General features: G+C 48.6%; 16 protein-coding genes. 14 read left to right on the top strand and 2 right to left on the bottom strand.

Annotated features, from left to right (window positions below):
- Positions 1-28 precede the first annotated feature (28 nt).
- Entirely contained in the window at positions 29-1,333 is a 1,305-nt protein-coding gene (locus tag M1E03_RS14415) for a S1C family serine protease (RefSeq protein WP_458110805.1), read from the bottom strand.
- A gap of 158 nt (positions 1,334-1,491) precedes the next feature.
- On the opposite strand from M1E03_RS14415, the gene proG reads away from it, so the two are divergent.
- The 10 genes from proG (at position 1,492) to M1E03_RS14365 (ending at position 11,955) form a co-directional block, all read left to right on the top strand.
- Positions 1,492-2,304, top strand: coding sequence for a pyrroline-5-carboxylate reductase ProG (proG, locus tag M1E03_RS14410; RefSeq protein ID WP_059231339.1), 813 nt, complete (start codon positions 1,492-1,494; stop codon positions 2,302-2,304).
- A gap of 218 nt (positions 2,305-2,522) precedes the next feature.
- Positions 2,523-3,347 carry a M55 family metallopeptidase gene (locus M1E03_RS14405; RefSeq protein ID WP_195257748.1) on the top strand — a complete coding sequence of 275 codons (825 nt, stop codon included), beginning with the start codon at positions 2,523-2,525 and terminating at the stop codon, positions 3,345-3,347.
- 15 nt (positions 3,348-3,362) lie between these two features.
- On the top strand, positions 3,363-4,289 hold the full coding sequence (locus M1E03_RS14400) for an ABC transporter permease (protein WP_328037641.1): 927 nt from the start codon (positions 3,363-3,365) through the stop codon (positions 4,287-4,289).
- Between the two features lie 4 nt (positions 4,290-4,293).
- Positions 4,294-5,253 (top strand): ABC transporter permease, encoded by a 960-nt coding sequence (locus M1E03_RS14395; RefSeq protein WP_003180946.1) that lies wholly within the window; start codon positions 4,294-4,296, stop codon positions 5,251-5,253.
- A 7-nt stretch (positions 5,254-5,260) separates the two neighbouring features.
- Positions 5,261-6,259 carry an ABC transporter ATP-binding protein gene (locus tag M1E03_RS14390; RefSeq protein ID WP_146874155.1) on the top strand — a complete coding sequence of 333 codons (999 nt, stop codon included), beginning with the start codon at positions 5,261-5,263 and terminating at the stop codon, positions 6,257-6,259.
- A 31-nt stretch (positions 6,260-6,290) separates the two neighbouring features.
- Positions 6,291-7,916: a peptide ABC transporter substrate-binding protein gene (locus M1E03_RS14385; protein ID WP_023856766.1), complete on the top strand. Its 1,626-nt coding sequence runs from the start codon at positions 6,291-6,293 to the stop codon at positions 7,914-7,916.
- 73 nt (positions 7,917-7,989) lie between these two features.
- Positions 7,990-8,922, top strand: coding sequence for a S66 peptidase family protein (locus tag M1E03_RS14380; protein WP_458110480.1), 933 nt, complete (start codon positions 7,990-7,992; stop codon positions 8,920-8,922).
- An 18-nt stretch (positions 8,923-8,940) separates the two neighbouring features.
- On the top strand, positions 8,941-10,020 hold the full coding sequence (locus M1E03_RS14375; protein ID WP_003180955.1) for a mandelate racemase/muconate lactonizing enzyme family protein: 1,080 nt from the start codon (positions 8,941-8,943) through the stop codon (positions 10,018-10,020).
- A 14-nt stretch (positions 10,021-10,034) separates the two neighbouring features.
- Positions 10,035-10,922: a C40 family peptidase gene (locus M1E03_RS14370; protein WP_003180957.1), complete on the top strand. Its 888-nt coding sequence runs from the start codon at positions 10,035-10,037 to the stop codon at positions 10,920-10,922.
- Positions 10,923-10,941: 19 nt separating this feature from the next.
- Complete coding sequence (locus M1E03_RS14365) at positions 10,942-11,955, top strand: ABC transporter ATP-binding protein (RefSeq protein ID WP_458110479.1); 1,014 nt, start codon at positions 10,942-10,944, stop codon at positions 11,953-11,955.
- A 92-nt stretch (positions 11,956-12,047) separates the two neighbouring features.
- On the opposite strand, the gene M1E03_RS14360 is transcribed toward M1E03_RS14365, so the two are convergent.
- Positions 12,048-12,935, bottom strand: coding sequence for a dimethylarginine dimethylaminohydrolase family protein (locus M1E03_RS14360; protein ID WP_003180960.1), 888 nt, complete (start codon positions 12,933-12,935; stop codon positions 12,048-12,050).
- Between the two features lie 190 nt (positions 12,936-13,125).
- Here M1E03_RS14360 and M1E03_RS14355 point away from each other — a divergent pair, with 190 nt between their 5' ends.
- The 4 genes from M1E03_RS14355 (at position 13,126) to M1E03_RS14340 (ending at position 16,462) form a co-directional block, all read left to right on the top strand.
- Positions 13,126-13,644: an acyl-CoA thioesterase gene (locus M1E03_RS14355; protein WP_023856769.1), complete on the top strand. Its 519-nt coding sequence runs from the start codon at positions 13,126-13,128 to the stop codon at positions 13,642-13,644.
- A gap of 118 nt (positions 13,645-13,762) precedes the next feature.
- Positions 13,763-14,497: a DUF421 domain-containing protein gene (locus M1E03_RS14350; RefSeq protein ID WP_026579830.1), complete on the top strand. Its 735-nt coding sequence runs from the start codon at positions 13,763-13,765 to the stop codon at positions 14,495-14,497.
- Between the two features lie 209 nt (positions 14,498-14,706).
- Positions 14,707-16,014: a pectate lyase family protein gene (locus tag M1E03_RS14345; protein WP_230368373.1), complete on the top strand. Its 1,308-nt coding sequence runs from the start codon at positions 14,707-14,709 to the stop codon at positions 16,012-16,014.
- Between the two features lie 115 nt (positions 16,015-16,129).
- Positions 16,130-16,462 carry a PadR family transcriptional regulator gene (locus tag M1E03_RS14340; RefSeq protein ID WP_020451091.1) on the top strand — a complete coding sequence of 111 codons (333 nt, stop codon included), beginning with the start codon at positions 16,130-16,132 and terminating at the stop codon, positions 16,460-16,462.
- The last annotated feature ends 1 nt before the right edge of the window (position 16,463 follow it).

Genomic DNA, 16,463 nt, shown 5'->3' with positions numbered 1-16,463 from the left:
GCCGACAGCCTAAAAGGGGGGCATGCTGTTAAGATGATGCGGATTCTTTTTGGTCAAGCGTCATTTGTTTTGTCATTGTGTTGCCGTTTCGAATGAGGGTAACCTTTACCGTATCCCCGATTTTTGCATCGTTGTAAAGAAGGTTGCGCAGCGCGCTTCCCGTATCGGTTTCTTTTCCGTTAAAGCTGATGATGACATCGTTCTCTTTAAGGCCCGCTTTATCAGCAGGGGAGCCTGAAGCGACCTGGCGGATGTAGACGCCTTTGTTTAACTGGCTGCCGCTTAATCCGAGGGTGCCTGTTTGATAGTTTTCCGGCACCTGCTCAAGATCCATCATGCCGATTCCGATAAACGGACGCTCAATTTTTCCTTTAGACATCAGCTCTTCTGCAATCGGTTTGACATCATTGCTTGGAATCGCAAATCCGATGCCTTCCACTCCGCTTTCACTGATTTTCATACTGTTGATGCCGATCACTTCTCCCTTTGTATTCAAAAGGGCGCCTCCGCTGTTGCCGGGATTGATGGCCGCGTCTGTTTGAATGACGTTCATCTCGGTTTGGCCTGCGGACGTATCAACGGAAACGGTCCGATCAACACCGCTGATGATGCCTTGCGTCACCGTTCGGGACAGATCTTTGCCGAGCGGATTTCCGATTGCAATGACCGATTCACCCGCTTTCAAGCTTGAAGAATCGCCGAAAGATGCGACTTTTTCGACGTGTTCAGCGGAAATTTCAACAACGGCAAGGTCTGTCAAGGAATCGCTGCCCAGCAATTTTCCTTCCACTTCTTTGCCGTTTGACAGGGAAACCGTCAATTTAGATGCGCCTTCGACAACGTGGTTATTTGTAATAATGTATGCTTTGCCGTTTGCTTTTTTATAAATGACACCTGAGCCTGTGCCTGTTTCTTGTTCGCTTGAACTGCTGTTGTTGCTGTTGCTTTCAAACCCAAACATACCGCTCTCCGTTTGTTTTTGATAGTTTGAAATACCGACGATGGCGGGAGATACATTTTCCACCATTGTTGAAATGTCAGACGAATTGGTGCTGGACAATTTTTCGGTATTCGCTTTATTGGAAGAAGCCGATGAGTTCGCAGTCTCATTAGTTTGTGTTTGGACAGATGTATTGGCCGTTTCGTCTTTGCTATGCTGGTATGTCGTGACACCGAGAACGAGGCTTCCCCCGATGATGCCGCTGAGGATCGGCGTCATCCATGAGAGTCTCCGCTTTTGCTGTTCTGCTTTTTTTATCGCCTGGTCGGGCTTTTGATCGGAGACGATGAGTTCGTTTTTCGTTTCAAGCTGATCTTCTCTATTATATTCCATCATTTTCACGCTCCTATTGTTATCATATCCTTTGATGCCTCAATCATAATCAAAGACTGTGGGATAAACATGAAAACATTGTGGGAAATTGTCAAAGAAAAAGGATAGAATAAATAGGGTGCTATTTATAATATGACATGTCAGAGGTGTTCTAAACGTTGAAAAAGATTGGATTTATCGGATACGGAAGCATGGCACAGATGATTGCAGTGAAACTGCTTGATCAGGAGAAAATCAGCGATGACATGGTGGTCGTCAGCTCAAGGAATGATGGGAAAACAGGGGAGCTGAGAAAACTTTACCCGAATGTCGCCTGTCAATCAGCCGAAGAGCTCGCCGAACAGTGCGGCCTGATCTTCATCTGTGTACCGCCGATGGCGGTAAAGGAAACGCTTGTGAACATACAGCCGTTTCTTCAGGAGGATGTCCACATTGTTTCGATTGCCGCGGGGGTCGAGCTTGACCGGCTTCACGACTGGACAAGCGGACAGGTGACGAGATACATTCCGACCCTCACATCTGAAGCCGGGATCGGTGTTTCGCTTGTTGTCCACGGCGAGCGGGTTGCTGAGGTGGACAAAAGCCGGCTGGAAGAATATCTTTCCGTTTTCAGCACAGTCAAACAGATACATGAGAGAGATATTGACGCTGCGAGTAATTTAACAAGCTCTTCACCAGGGTTCATCGCTTCGATCTTTGAAGAATTTGCTCAAGCTGCCGTCAGAAACAGCAGTCTTACGAAAGAAGACGCGTTTCAATTTCTGATTCATTCATTGCTGGGAACGGGCAAGCTGTTAATGGAAAAAGACATGACGTTTGCACAAACGCTTGATCGGGTGGCGACAAAAGGCGGCATAACCGGAGAAGGGGCGGAGGTCATTCAAAATGCCATGCCGGAAGTCTTTGACGAGCTGTTTGCCAGAACGATGAAGAAGTATGAAGACATTAAAGACGCTGTCCGCCGGCAGTGAACTGCGGCATTTATCGACATATCCGGACATCCCAAAGCTGCCTGATCAGGCAGCTTTTTTATTTGCATTCGACAACATTCATCAAAATTCCAATTTTATATTAAATTTCTAAAATTACCAATGGTTATTGCATTTCTATTAAAATTCTAATATAATTTGTTAGAATATTCCCAAAATAATAAAAAATTTGAGACGTTTTTCATAAGGGGTGGTTTTTTGTGAAGCTGTATATGTCTGTTGATATGGAGGGGATTTCCGGACTTCCGGATGATACGTTCGTCGATTCAAGCAAGCTGAACTATGAGAGAGGCCGGAAGATCATGACGGACGAGGCCAATCATGTGATTGACGAAGCGTTCAAAAGCGGATGCAGAGAGGTGCTTGTCAATGACAGCCACTCTAAAATGAACAATCTGTTAATTGAGCGGCTCCATCCTGAAGCGCTGCTCATTTCGGGAGATGTCAAACCGTTTTCGATGGTCCAGGGACTTGACGATACATGCGATGGTGCCGTGTTCGTCGGCTACCATGCGAGAGCATCGATGAGAGGCGTGATGTCTCACAGCATGATTTTCGGCGTCAGACATTTTTACATAAACGATCAGGCGGTGGGCGAGCTGGGGTTCAACGCTTATGTTGCCGGTTATTACGGCGTCCCGGTTATCATGGTTGCCGGTGACAGCGAGGCGGCAGCTGAGGCGGAGGAACTGATTCCGAACGTAACGACAGCGGCCGTCAAGGAAACGATATCCCGTTCGGCGGTCAAATGCCTGACGCCGGAGAAAGCGGGGCAGCTATTAAGAGAGCGGACGGCATATGCGATTCAAAACCGCGGTCAAGTCAAGCCGCTCACGCCTCCGGACAGGCCGGTGCTGCGGATTGAGTTTGCCAATTACGGGCAAGCCGAGTGGGCGAGTCTGATGCCGGGTGCTGAAATCGAACGGCAAACGACGACTGTCCGCTATCAAGCGAAAGACATTCTTGAAGCCTATCAAGCGATGCTTGTCATGACCGAGCTTGCGATGAGAACAACATTCTCCTAGGAAGGTGGGATGAAAATGGCGGGTTACATCATGAAGCGGCTTCTGTCGATGCTGGCGACCATTTTGGTGATCACGACATTGACCTTTGTGATGATGAAAGTGATTCCGGGCTCTCCCTTCAATGAAGAAAGAAACACGAATGAAGCGGTTCAGCGCAACCTTGAGGCTTACTATCAGCTTGATGAGCCTCTCTTTGTTCAATATTTGTATTATGTCAAGTCGATCGTTACCTTTGATTTCGGGCCGTCGATCAAGCAGCCTTCACAAAGCGTGAACGATTTGCTGTCAAGAGGGTTCCCTGTTTCATTTGAGCTGGGGATGACGGCGCTGATTATGGCGGTCATTTCCGGGATCGTACTCGGAATCTTTGCCGCGCTGCGGCAAAACGGCGTCATCGATTATATAGCGATGACCGTTGCCGTTCTCGGCATTTCGGTTCCCAATTTTATCATGGCGACTTTGCTGATACAGCAATTCGCGGTTAATTGGAACATATTTCCCCCGTCGACATGGACGAGCCCGCTTCATATGGTGCTTCCGACTGCGGCTTTGGCAATGGGGCCGCTGGCGATTATCGCCAGGCTGACCCGTTCCAGCATGATTGAAGTGCTGACACAGGATTATATCCGAACGGCCCGGGCTAAAGGGCTTTCCCCTTTTAAAATTGTTATGAAGCACGCCCTGAAAAACGCCCTTATGCCAGTCGTAACGATTCTCGGGACGCTTACCGCTGCGATTTTAACGGGGAGCTTCGTCATCGAAAAAATCTTTGCGATTCCGGGCATGGGAAAATATTTTGTTGAAAGCATCAACTCCCGCGATTACCCCGTGATTATGGGTACCACCGTTTTTTACAGCATCATCCTCATCATCATGTTGTTTCTTGTCGACATGGCCTACGGAATCCTGGATCCGCGTATTAAACTGCATAAGAAAGGGTGAGCATATGAGCCTTCCAGTCCGCACAGAAAACGAAGCGTCTTCAGGCAGTGATATCCCTGTTGAATGGTTTGCCCCGCTGAAACAAAAGCAGGATGAGCGTGAATCCGTTGCAAGGCCGAGCCTGTCATACTGGCAGAACGCCTGGCGGATTTTAAGGAAAAACAAGCTGGCGATGGCGGGATTGGGCGTGTTAATCTTCCTGTTCATCATGGCTGTACTCGGACCGGTTCTTTCTCCGCACAGCGTCACCCAGCAGACGCTTTCCGAGCAAAACCTGCCTCCGTCGATGGAGCATTGGTTCGGAACCGATGAGCTCGGCCGCGATGTGTTTACAAGAACGTGGTATGGAGCGAGGATTTCACTGTTTGTCGGCGTGATGGCGGCTTTAATCGATTTTGCAATCGGCGTCATCTATGGCGGTATCTCCGGCTATAAGGGCGGCAAAACAGACCATGTCATGATGCGGGTCATCGAAGTGCTGCATGGACTGCCTTATTTATTGGTCGTCATTCTTCTCATGGTCATGATGGGGCCTGGACTCGGGACGATCATCGTTGCGCTGACTGTCACCGGCTGGGTCGGCATGGCGCGGATCGTCAGGGGTCAGGTTTTGAAGGTGAAGCATGATGAGCATGTTCTCGCATCCAAAACCTTCGGAGCGAAAACGGTAAGGATCATCAGGCGGAATCTCCTTCCGAACATGATGGGAGCGATCATCGTCCAGATGACCTTGACGGTGCCGTCGGCCATTTTTGCCGAAGCGTTTCTCAGCTTCCTCGGTTTGGGCATTCAAGCCCCGTTTGCGAGCTGGGGTGTCATGGCGAACGACGGCCTTCCGGTGATCTTATCGGGACACTGGTGGCGGCTGTTTTTTCCTGCTTTCTTTATTTCATTAACAATGTTCGCTTTTAATGTCGTTGGAGACGGACTGCAGGATGCGTTAGATCCGAAGCTGAGGAGGTAATGTGTTTTTGCGGAAAAAAGTATTGGAAGTCGAGAATCTGCATGTTTCATTTACGACATACGGCGGCACGGTCAAAGCCGTCCGCGGCGTGAGCTTTGAGTTATATGAGGGGGAGACGTTTGCGATTGTCGGTGAGTCGGGATGCGGAAAAAGCGTGACATCGCAAAGCATCATGCAGCTTTTGCCGAAGTTTTCGGCAACGATCACAGACGGTGCGGTCCGCTTTAAGGGAAAAGACTTGCGCCATCTGTCCGAAAAAGAGATGAGAAAGATCAGAGGGGCCGAAATCTCAATGATCTTCCAGGATCCGATGACAGCCCTGAATCCGACCTTGACCGTCGGAGACCAGTTGACAGAAGCGCTTTTGGAACATCGGCCCGTGTCTAAAACAGACGCTCGAAAAGCGGTCATTTCGATGCTTGAGCTCGTCGGGATTCCGAATCCGAAAGAGCGTTTGAGGCAGTATCCGCATCAATTCAGCGGCGGGATGAGGCAGCGGATCGTGATCGCCATGGCGCTCATCTGTGAACCGGAGATTCTGATTGCGGATGAACCGACGACCGCGCTCGATGTTACCATTCAGGCGCAAATTCTTGAGCTGTTTAAAGACATTCAGCGGAAAACCGGTGTATCCATCATTTTAATCACCCATGATTTAGGCGTAGTCGCACAGACGGCGGACAGAATCGCCGTGATGTACGCCGGGAAAATAGCGGAAACGGGAGCGAGGAGGGATATTTTTTACCGTCCGCAGCATCCGTATACAAAAGGCTTGCTGCATTCCGTTCCGAGGCTTGACCTTGAAGGTGGAGACCTCGTTCCGATTGACGGGACGCCGCCAGATTTGTTTTCTCCGCCTGAAGGGTGTCCGTTTACGGCGCGCTGTTCCCATGCAATGGAAGTATGCGGCAAGGTTTATCCTGCCGTTGCAGAAGTCTCGGCGGGGCATCGTGTGTGCTGCTGGCTTCAGGATGAAAGGGCGAAACGGGCTCTGCTGACAACATAATCATGAAATCGATTTTCAATGGGGGGATTTGATGAAAAGGCTAGCGAGCGTATTAGCTGCCGCAGTTGCGGTCATTCTGCTGTTCGGATGTACGGCAAATGAACAGGCTGGGCAGGAAACGAAGAAGAAAGCGAAAGAAACGGCTGGAGAACAAGTCCTGAGGCTGAACAATGAAAATGAACCGACATCTTTCGATCCGCCGATCGGCTTTAATAATGTCTCATGGCAGGCGCTGAACAATCTGATGGAAGGTTTGACTAGGCTTGGCGCAGACCATGAACCGGAAGCGGCGTCCGCCGAAAAGTGGAACATTTCCGACGATGGGAAGACATATACTTTTACAATCCGTGATGATGCCAAATGGTCGAACGGAGACCCTTTAACCGCTGGGGATTTTGAATATGCGTGGAAGCGTCTGCTCGATCCGAAAACGGGCTCTTCCGCCGCGTTTTTAGGCTACTTTATCGAAGGCGGCGAGGCCTTTAACAGCGGAAAAGGGGCGAAGGATGATGTCAAAGTCAAAGCGGAGGATGAAAAAACGCTTAAGGTGACACTCGAAAGTCCGCAGCAGTCGTTTTTAAGCATTGTAGCCAATCCGGCTTTTTTCCCGGTTCCTCAGAAAATCGCCGAAAAAAATCCGAAATGGCATGAAGAAGCTGCTACATTTGTCGGCAACGGTCCGTTTAAACTGACAGAATGGAAGCATGATGAAAGCTTTACGATGGTAAAGAGCGATACGTATTGGGACCGGGATACTGTGAAGCTTGATAAAGTGACATGGGCGATGGTCGATGACAGAAATACCGACTACCAAATGTTCGAGTCGAATGAGCTCGATACGGCTTATGTCCCGGCTGAAATGAGCGAGAAGCTGATAGGTTCTGACGAGGTGAAGGTGTTCGATCAGGCAGGTCTTTACTATTACAGATTCAATGTCAATAAAGAACCGTTCCAGAATGAAAAGATCAGAAAAGCGTTTGCGATGGCCGTCGATCAGCAGGAAATCGTCGATTATGTCACAAAAAACGGTGAAAAACCGGCCCGCGGGTTTGTGTCTTCGGGAATCAAAGGGCCGAACGGCAAGGATTTTCGCGAGGAAGGCGGCGATTTGCTCAAATATGACGCCGATGAAGCGAAACAGCTGCTCGAAAAAGGCATGAAGGAAGAAAACTACGAAAAGCTGCCCGCCGTTACGCTGACATACAGCACAAAACCGGAGCATAAAAAAATGGCGGAAGCGATTCAGCAGAAGCTGAAAAGTACGCTCGGCGTCGATGTGAAGCTCGCCAATATGGAATGGAATACATTCCTTGAAGAACAGAAGGCGCTCAAATTTCAATTTTCCCAAAGCTCTTTTCTGGCTGATTATGCGGATCCGATCAACTTCCTGGAAAGCTTTCAAACGGGTAACGCAATGAACAGAACCGGCTGGAGCAATTCAGAGTATGACGAACTGATCAAGGCGGCGAAAAATGAAGCTGATGAAGAAAAACGCACAGAGCTGCTGCATCAGGCTGAAGAACTGCTGTTTGAAGGGATGCCGATCATACCGATCCACTTCTATAATCAAGTCCATTTGGAAAAGGAGAATGTGAAAGGCATCGTCCGTCATCCGGTCGGCTACATTGAACTGAAATGGGCCGAAAAAACGTCATGATCAAACTTGTCCGTCTGCCACTTTCTTTGTGCACGCCACCGCACAGAGGCGGGCGGACTTTTCATAAAGGGGGATGTCTCAGTTGAATATTGCGCCTCAAAGATTAATGCAGGGAGATACAGTCGGTGTGATTGCGCCGGCCAGTCCGCCCGTCCCCGAAAAGCTTGACCGCGCCGTCCGGTTTTTAAAAGAACTCGGGCTTGAAGTCAAAGTGGGACGTTCAGCCATTGAAAGACACGGCTATTTGGCGGGGAACGATGAAGAGCGCTTGGAGGATCTGCACGACATGTTTGAAGACCGTTCGGTCAAAGCTGTCATCTGTGCCTGCGGAGGTTACGGCACGGCGAGGATTGCCGAGAACATTGACTACCGACTCATCAAAAGCCGCCCGAAAATTTTTTGGGGCTATTCAGACATCACTTTTTTACATACAGCGATCAGGCAAAACACCGGACTTATTACATTTCACGGTCCGATGCTCAGTTCGGATATCGGCAATAAAGACGTGCATCCGCTCACCCGGCGCTCTTTCCGGCAGCTGTTTCAAAAAATGACGCTCACCTATACAGAGGAGCTGTCGCCTTTGGAAACGCTCGGAAACGGTGCGGCGAAAGGGGAGCTTGTCGGCGGAAACCTCGCTCTTCTGGTGACGACGCTCGGTACGCCTTATGAAATTGATACGAAAGGAAAGCTTTTGTTTATCGAGGATGTCGATGAAGAGCCTTACCGAATTGACCGGATGCTGAATCAATTGAAAATGGCCGGGAAATTATCGGACGCCGTCGGCATCCTGCTGTGCGATTTTCATAACTGCTCCCCGAAAAAACGCGGTGAGTCACTTACATTAAAAGAAGTTTTCCAAGATTATATCGCCGCTGCAGGAAAACCAGCGCTGTCAGGCTTTAACATCGGCCATTGTTCACCGAATATCGCCGTTCCGGTGGGGGCGCAAGCCGTCCTTGACGCCGACAAAAAACAGCTTACGATCGATCTGGGAATTTCTTGATGGAAAAAGGAGGCTGCTATGAAGATTGCCGAAATGACGACAAACCGTATCGCCGTGCCGCTGAAAAAACCGTTTAAAACAGCGCTTCGAACTGTCCGCACAGCGGAAGCCATCATTGTCAAATTAACGGCTGAAAACGGGATGACAGGCTGGGGCGAAGCGCCTCCGACTGCCGTTATTACCGGTGAGACGCTTGACAGTATTGAGGGGGCAGTCAACACGATATTCGCACCGGCGCTCTCCGGGCGCAACTTGCGAATGGCGGAGGCGATATTTCATGACATCGACAAGCTGATTGTTGGAAATACAAGCGCAAAGGCCGCTGTAGAAACAGCCGTCTACGATTGCTTGGCGCAGCTTTGCGGTCTTCCCCTGTATCAATTGCTGGGCGGATACAGGCGGGAGATCGAGACGGATTTTACTGTCAGCGTCAATGACCCGGAAGAAATGGGGAAAGACGCGGCCCGTTATGTAAAAGATGGGTTTCGTACGCTCAAAATTAAAGTAGGAAAAAACGATATGGCAACAGACCTCGAACGGATCAGGGAAATCCGCAAACAAGCGGGGGGCGCTGTCCGGATCCGCGTGGACGCCAATCAAGGCTGGACGGCGAAACAGGCTGTCAAAGCCATTCGGAAAATGGAGGATGAGGGGCTTTCGATCGAGCTTGTCGAACAGCCGGTTCACCGATGCGATCTCGAAGGCTTGAAACAGGTGACAGATGCCGTCGATACGCCGATTATGGCGGACGAAAGCGTGTTTACCCCAAGGGATGCTTTTCACGTACTGAAAACGAGAAGCGCCGATCTCATCAATATTAAACTGATGAAAGCGGGCGGCATCCGCCAGGCGTTGAAAATCAACGCCATGGCAGAAGCGTGCGGAGTGGAATGCATGGCCGGAAGCATGATCGAAACAAGGGTCGGCATCACAGCAGCCGTCCACTTCGCAGCAAGCCAGAAAAATGTGACAAAATTCGATTTTGATGCGCCGCTCATGCTGAAGAAGGATATTGTTGAAGGCGGCATCCGCTATCATGGAGGAACGATCACGATACCGGATGCTCCCGGACTCGGTATCACGAAAGTCAACCATTGAGAGGGGGAAGACGAATGAGCCTTTATACGACAACCGTCTCGGTCGCCAACGTCTGGACCAGTCCGGAAGCACCGCGCCGCATTGACCGGTTGATGCTGGCAAATCCCGTACATGTAAGAAGCTGGCTTGACGCAATGTCCTTCGATGAGCGTCTTGAGCTGTGTACGGCAAACCTTGTTCAAACACAGGTGCTTTTCGGAGAAGATGTGCAGCTTATAAAAGAGCGGGAAGGCTGGGCTTTCGTCATCATTCCCGGGCAGCCGTCTGCAAAAGACGAACGCGGCTACCCGGGCTGGATACCAAAGGAATGCCTGGCCGAAAAAAGCCCGGCGAAGTCTGAGACAAACGCCGTCATTCAAAAACCGACGGCTTTTCTATATGATGACAAGAAAATGAAAGTTCTTGAACTGAGCTTTCTCACTAAGCTGCCCGTTTTGTCTTCAGACGGTATTTGGTTTGAGGTTGATACACCGCTCGGACGCAGATGGCTGAAAAAAGAAGATGCGGATATCGAAACACCTGTAAAAGGCAGTGGAGACGACATCGTTCAAACCGGTGAGGCGTTTTTGAACCTGCCCTATCTTTGGGGAGGAATGAGCGGTTTTGGCTACGATTGCTCAGGATTTGTCTTCAATATGCTGAAGGCGAACGGCTGCTCAGCGCCGCGCGATGCCGGCGATCAGGCGAACAGCGGAAAAGAGGTGTCCTTCAGCAGCCCGAAGCGGGGCGATCTACTGTTTTTCGCATATGAAGAAGGCAAAGGGCGGGTTCACCATGTCGGCATTTACTGCGGAAACGGAGAGATGCTGCACTCTCCAAAAACGGGAAAATCGATTGAGGTCATACCTCTTAAAGGCACAATTTATGAAAAAGAGCTGTGTGCCATCAGGCGCTATTTTTAATTAAAACGGGGGGATTGGCATGCAAACCGGCGCTTTATTGAAAGTCAGCCGTCTCAAAATGCACTTTGACGCCGGAAGGGGCAAAACGGTCAAAGCGGTCGACGGCATTTCATTTGATATTAAAGAAGGAGAGACGTTCGGACTCGTCGGAGAATCGGGCTGCGGCAAGTCGACTTCCGGAAGGGTGCTGATGCGCCTTTATCAGCCGTCAGAGGGCGAGGTTACATATCGGGGGAAAAACATCCACAATTTGAGCGATGATGAATCATTCCAGTACAACCGCAAAATTCAAATGATTTTTCAAGACCCCTATGCTTCACTAAATCCGAGGCTAACGGTCAGGGAGATTATGACAGAGCCCATGGAAATCCACGGCCTGTACGGAGGGAAAAAGGCACGTCTTGAAAAAGCGGACGAGCTTCTGGAAGCAGTCGGCCTGCACAAAAGCTTTGCCAATCGCTATCCCCATGAGTTCAGCGGCGGACAGAGGCAAAGAATCGGCATCGCCAGGGCGCTTGCGCTTGAGCCTGAATTTATCGTTGCTGATGAGCCGATATCCGCACTTGATGTCTCCGTCCAGGCGCAAGTCGTCAACCTTTTGAAAAAGCTGCAAAAGGAAAAAGGGCTCACGTTTTTATTTATCGCCCACGATCTTTCCATGGTGAAGCACATCAGCGACCGGATCGGCGTCATGTATCTCGGGCACATGGTCGAGATCACCGACAGCGGCCGGCTTTATCAAGAACCGCTGCATCCTTACACCCAGGCGCTTTTATCGGCTATCCCGATTCCCGATCCGGATGTGGAAGATAAGCGGAAACGAATCATACTGAAAGGCGAGCTGCCAAGTCCGATCGATCCGCCGAGCGGCTGCGTTTTCAGAACGAGATGTCCCGCCGCGACGGACATTTGCACCGCCAAAAAACCGCTCTTAAAAGAAGCCGATGACGGTCATTTTGTCGCCTGCCATCTGTATGACGGCGACGCGAGAAATGAGGAGGACGGCATGAAGGTGACGCTGCAGGCGAGGTGAATATAGAAAGAAGGAGCCCTTGTTACAGGGCTCCTCAGTTTGCCGGCGACTTTTCAGAATCGCTCAGCCGCTCATGCCAAATGAAACAAGGATCAGGCGCCGCCTTGGTGACATCCGGTAGAAGTACGCTCAATCGGCAATGTACAGCATCTGAAAGACCCGCCGGATTTTATGATCTCGGATAAGTCGATTTCGATGACCGTATAGCCCCTTTTTCTGAGCTCCTGATTCACGTGGCGGTTAACAGGCAGGCTGATCACGGTTTTATTGCCGATGGACAGAACGTTTGTACCGAGTTGGAACTGTTCATCATCCGTAATTTCGATCATCTCATAGCGTTTTTTCAAGACGTCGTATTCTCTTTCTCCTAAGGCTTTTGGATAGACAAGCGCTTCTGTCGGCGAAAGAATGTTGAAGACGCAATCCAGATGAAGGAACGTTTCTTCAAACGGAACCGGTATGACTTCATAAGAGGGAAGCCTGCGCTTCAGTTCTTGGACGGCCGAGAACGTCGTTCTGTGGCTGATACCGGCATATATGGTATTTTGGTCGACGAGGATGTCGCCGCCTTCGATTTGATAGCCTTCATTAAATGTGGCCCAGGAGATCTGTTCTTTTGCCAGCCATTCCTGCAGGACGTTTTCTTCGCCCTGGCGGATGTCGGCTGATAGCTGCGCGGAAAACACAGTGTCTCCGATCGTAAACCCGATATCGCGCGTGAAAACCTGTTCCGGAAATTGGCTTAAAGCAGGCAGAATCACGACTTCAATACCCCGGCTCTCCAATTCTTTTATCAATGTATGATGCTGGCGGACGGCCAGCGTTTTATCGATATTATCTTTTTGAAAATACTTTTGTGTTTCATTGATCACTTCTGCAATCTCCATATATTCCGGTCTGCATAACACCACTTTTTTTAAGACGTCGTATTCGCTTGTACAGCCCGCCCCGCGGTTTTTTTTCGATAATGCTGAGTCCATTTTGATTCCCCCGTCCTCTCTTTAGTCATTTCATTATTCCCTTCCCGCAGCGAGAAATAAACCTTTTAGCCAGAAAATCTGACAGTCAGCCGGATAAAAAAGTTTAGACAAATGAATTCTAATAGTGTTTAATATAGAAAAAATCCACTTTACAAACGCATCTTAGTAGACATCAAAGGAGTAATGGATGATGAATGGACCTGAAAAGAGATACTGCAAAGAATCAAAAGTTGTCAAAACAAGCAGGGTATTTCCGCTTGATACGAACAATCACAACACCTTGTTCGGCGGCAAGCTGATGAGCTATATCGACGATATCGCTTCGATTTCGGCAGCGAGACACTCGAGGTGTGAAACCGTGACAGCTTCCATGGATTCCGTCGATTTTCTCGAACCGATCCGCCAGGAGGATTCAGTCTGCCTTGAATCTTATGTGACATGGGTCGGCAGAACGTCAATGGAGGTATTCGTCAAAGTCATTAAAGAGCATTTGCTGACAGGCGAACGAAAGCTTGCGGCGACATCCTTTTTAACCTTCGTGGCGCTTGATCAGGACGGCAATCCTCAGGCCGTTCCCCAAGTTGTACCGCAGTCTGAAGAAGAAATCATGCTGCACCAGACCGCCCGGCAGCGCGCCGAAGAACGGAAAAACCATCGCAAACACAGCAAAGCACTGGCTCAGGCGCTGGCTGTTGACAAACCTTGGTAAACATACGAACAAAACCCCGGCTCAGCATCAGTTTGCCGGGGTTTTGCTGTGCAATGAATACACAACCCAATATTTGTTCAAAATAAATGACAAAAAACGGAAAGAAGTTTTGGGTGAAATGCTTGAATTTGTATGGACTTTTTTAGCCAAACCTGCTTTAGTGTTCTCTATAGCTTATATTCTTTTTCGAATCGCAGGGAAGAAAGCAGTTTCGCAAATGACGAACTTCGATCTTTTGCTGACATTTGCGATCGGAACGATCATCAGCGAACCGATTCTTACTTCTAAAATCTCAATGTCCATTTATTATGCCCTTTCCTTTCTGATCTTCTATTTGTTGATTGAAAAGCTGTCATTACACAATAAATGGCGCTGGTTTCTTGTCGTCAGCCCGACTGTGCTGATTCGAAACGGCAATATTGATGAAGGGGGATTAAAAAGAGAGCGGCTGACCGTCAATGAACTGCTCGGCAAATTGCGCGAAAAAGGCTATGCCGATCCGAAAGATATCGACATCGCCCTGATTGAAGAATCGGGCCAGATCAGCGTGATTCCCAAATCGGAAGCGAGGCCTGTACAGCCGCGGGACCTCAGCTTGGAGACGAAGCGGAATTTCGTGCCGATTCCGCTTATTTTAGACGGCGAAATCATCGAACACAATTTAAAATACTTGAAAAAAACGAAAGAATGGCTGTTTCAAAAATTAGAGGATCAAGGGATTAAGCAAGCGATGCTGCCAACCATTACGCTCGGCACCCTGAACGAAAAAAATGAGATTATGATTGATAGGGAAGATCCCGGCAGCCCGTTAACTGATGATCCATATCTTTATAAACCGGGGCAAGACCATTAATTTTCGCCGAATAGGCGATTTTTTTATTTTGTGTTATTTCAGAAAAATATTAAGAGTCTGTTCTTTGCTACATCTGTAAAATGAAACGGGTCATATGTCATGAAAGTTGAAAATGGTGTCACAAAAAATAGGAGGAAAATATGTTGTTTTCTGTATTTTTATAGCATATATTAGTTTTTGTGAAAAAATTTTGATGGTAGGTGCAATTGATGAAAAGGTTTTTTAGTGTAATAATTTTGGGCGCCCTGCTGCTGCTCGGCACTTCTGTGCCAATCGAAGCGGCAGACTACGGACGCGACGTCCTCGGCTCAAAAGACGGCTGGGGTGCTTATGGAAAAGGAACGACCGGAGGCGCTGACGCTTCTTCTGATCAGGTATATACGGTCAAAAACCGCAAGCAGCTTGTTGAGGCATTAGGGGGAGACAATAAAAAGAACAGCGAAAATGATACGCCGAAGATCATCTATGTGAAGGGAACAATCAATCTTAGTGTTGATGATGACAACAATCCTTTAGGCTATGAAGATTATAAAGACCCTGAATATTCGATCGAAGCGTATCTCAAAGCTTATGATCCGAAGAAATGGGGGAAAAAGGAGCCGTCAGGAAAGCTTGAAGAGGCAAGGCTCCGCTCCAAAGACAATCAGAGGGAGCGTGTCTTGATCAGAGTCGGTTCAAACACGACGATAATCGGGCTCGGAGATGATGCGAAAATCGTCGGCGGAGGCCTTTATGTCAAAAACGCGGAAAACATCATTATCCGCAATATCGAATTCGAAAACGCGTACGATTTCTTCCCTGGCTGGGATCCGACGGATGGGAGCAGCGGAAACTGGAATTCAGAATATGACAACCTGCTGATTGAAATGTCCAAAAATATTTGGATCGACCACTGCTCATTCAATGACGGAGATCAGCCTGATGAGCTGAACGAAACGTATTTCGGGCGTGAATTCCAGCATCACGACGGACTGCTGGATATCAAAAAGCAGTCGGATTTTATTACGGTATCCTACAGCATATTTTCAGGACATTCTAAAAACACGATTATCGGATCAAGCGACAGCTACAAAGCAGACAACGGTCATTTAAGGGTGACATTCCACCACAATCTCTACGAAAATATAAAAGAGCGGGCACCGCGCGTCCGCTACGGAAAAGTGCACATTTACAACAACTATTTTAAAAGCACGAAAGACAGCTACAATTATTCATGGGGTGTAGGCTATTCTTCAAAAATTTATGCTGAGGACAACTACTTCGACCTGCCGGAAGGAACGAAGCCTCAAAAATTGATGAAGGTCTTTAAAGGTGACGCTTTATATGAAAAAGATACGGTCGTAAACAACCAAAAAAGCGTCGCAAAAATCGATGTTGTCAGCACATACAACAAAGCAAACCATACGTCTGTCAAAAAATCGGCCGGCTGGAAGCCGACGCTGTTTGAAAAAATCGACGACGCAGAAGATGTGCCGACAATCGTTGAAGCGCAGGCAGGCGCAGGAAAACTGAAGTAATATACGCAAAGCGGACATGGTGTCCGCTTTTTTTGTTCGGGTATCTTGCAATACAAAATACCATATGTTATGATTCGTCTATCTTGTATTGCAAGATACATAAAAGAGGTGGCTTATGAGTTCAACGCAAATGCTGAAAGGGATTTTAGAAGGATGTCTGCTTGCTGTCATATCCGAAGGGGAGATATACGGCTATGAAATGACAAAGGTGCTTGCAGGATACGGTTTTTCGGATATCAGCGAAGGAAGCATCTATCCGATTCTCCTGCGCATGCAAAAGGAAAAATGGGTGGAGACCGAACTAAAACGGTCGGCGAGCGGCCCGAAGAGAAAATATTACAGACTGACACCCCTTGGCGAAGCGGAGCTTCGATCGTTCATCGGGCGTTGGAAGGCATTATCCGGGAACGTCAATGCGCTGCTCGAAAAAAAACTGAAGGAGAAGTGAA

The sequence above is a fragment of the Bacillus sp. PK6-013 genome (genome assembly GCF_054161445.1).
This window is presented reverse-complemented; position numbering and strand designations above follow the sequence as displayed.

Excerpts from the sequence above, each read along its gene's own strand:
- M1E03_RS14400 (WP_328037641.1), top strand. The coding sequence starts at position 3,363 with ATGGCGGGTTACATCATGAAGCGGCTTCTGTCGATGCTGGCGACCATT.
- M1E03_RS14340 (WP_020451091.1), top strand. The coding sequence starts at position 16,130 with ATGAGTTCAACGCAAATGCTGAAAGGGATTTTAGAAGGATGTCTGCTT.
- M1E03_RS14380 (WP_458110480.1), top strand. The coding sequence starts at position 7,990 with ATGTCTCAGTTGAATATTGCGCCTCAAAGATTAATGCAGGGAGATACA.
- M1E03_RS14385 (WP_023856766.1), top strand. The coding sequence starts at position 6,291 with ATGAAAAGGCTAGCGAGCGTATTAGCTGCCGCAGTTGCGGTCATTCTG.
- M1E03_RS14415 (WP_458110805.1), bottom strand. The coding sequence starts at position 1,333 with ATGGAATATAATAGAGAAGATCAGCTTGAAACGAAAAACGAACTCATC.
- M1E03_RS14375 (WP_003180955.1), top strand. The coding sequence starts at position 8,941 with ATGAAGATTGCCGAAATGACGACAAACCGTATCGCCGTGCCGCTGAAA.
- M1E03_RS14365 (WP_458110479.1), top strand. The coding sequence starts at position 10,942 with ATGCAAACCGGCGCTTTATTGAAAGTCAGCCGTCTCAAAATGCACTTT.
- M1E03_RS14350 (WP_026579830.1), top strand. The coding sequence starts at position 13,763 with ATGCTTGAATTTGTATGGACTTTTTTAGCCAAACCTGCTTTAGTGTTC.
- M1E03_RS14395 (WP_003180946.1), top strand. The coding sequence starts at position 4,294 with ATGAGCCTTCCAGTCCGCACAGAAAACGAAGCGTCTTCAGGCAGTGAT.
- M1E03_RS14345 (WP_230368373.1), top strand. The coding sequence starts at position 14,707 with ATGAAAAGGTTTTTTAGTGTAATAATTTTGGGCGCCCTGCTGCTGCTC.
- M1E03_RS14355 (WP_023856769.1), top strand. The coding sequence starts at position 13,126 with ATGAATGGACCTGAAAAGAGATACTGCAAAGAATCAAAAGTTGTCAAA.
- M1E03_RS14360 (WP_003180960.1), bottom strand. The coding sequence starts at position 12,935 with ATGGACTCAGCATTATCGAAAAAAAACCGCGGGGCGGGCTGTACAAGC.
- M1E03_RS14370 (WP_003180957.1), top strand. The coding sequence starts at position 10,035 with ATGAGCCTTTATACGACAACCGTCTCGGTCGCCAACGTCTGGACCAGT.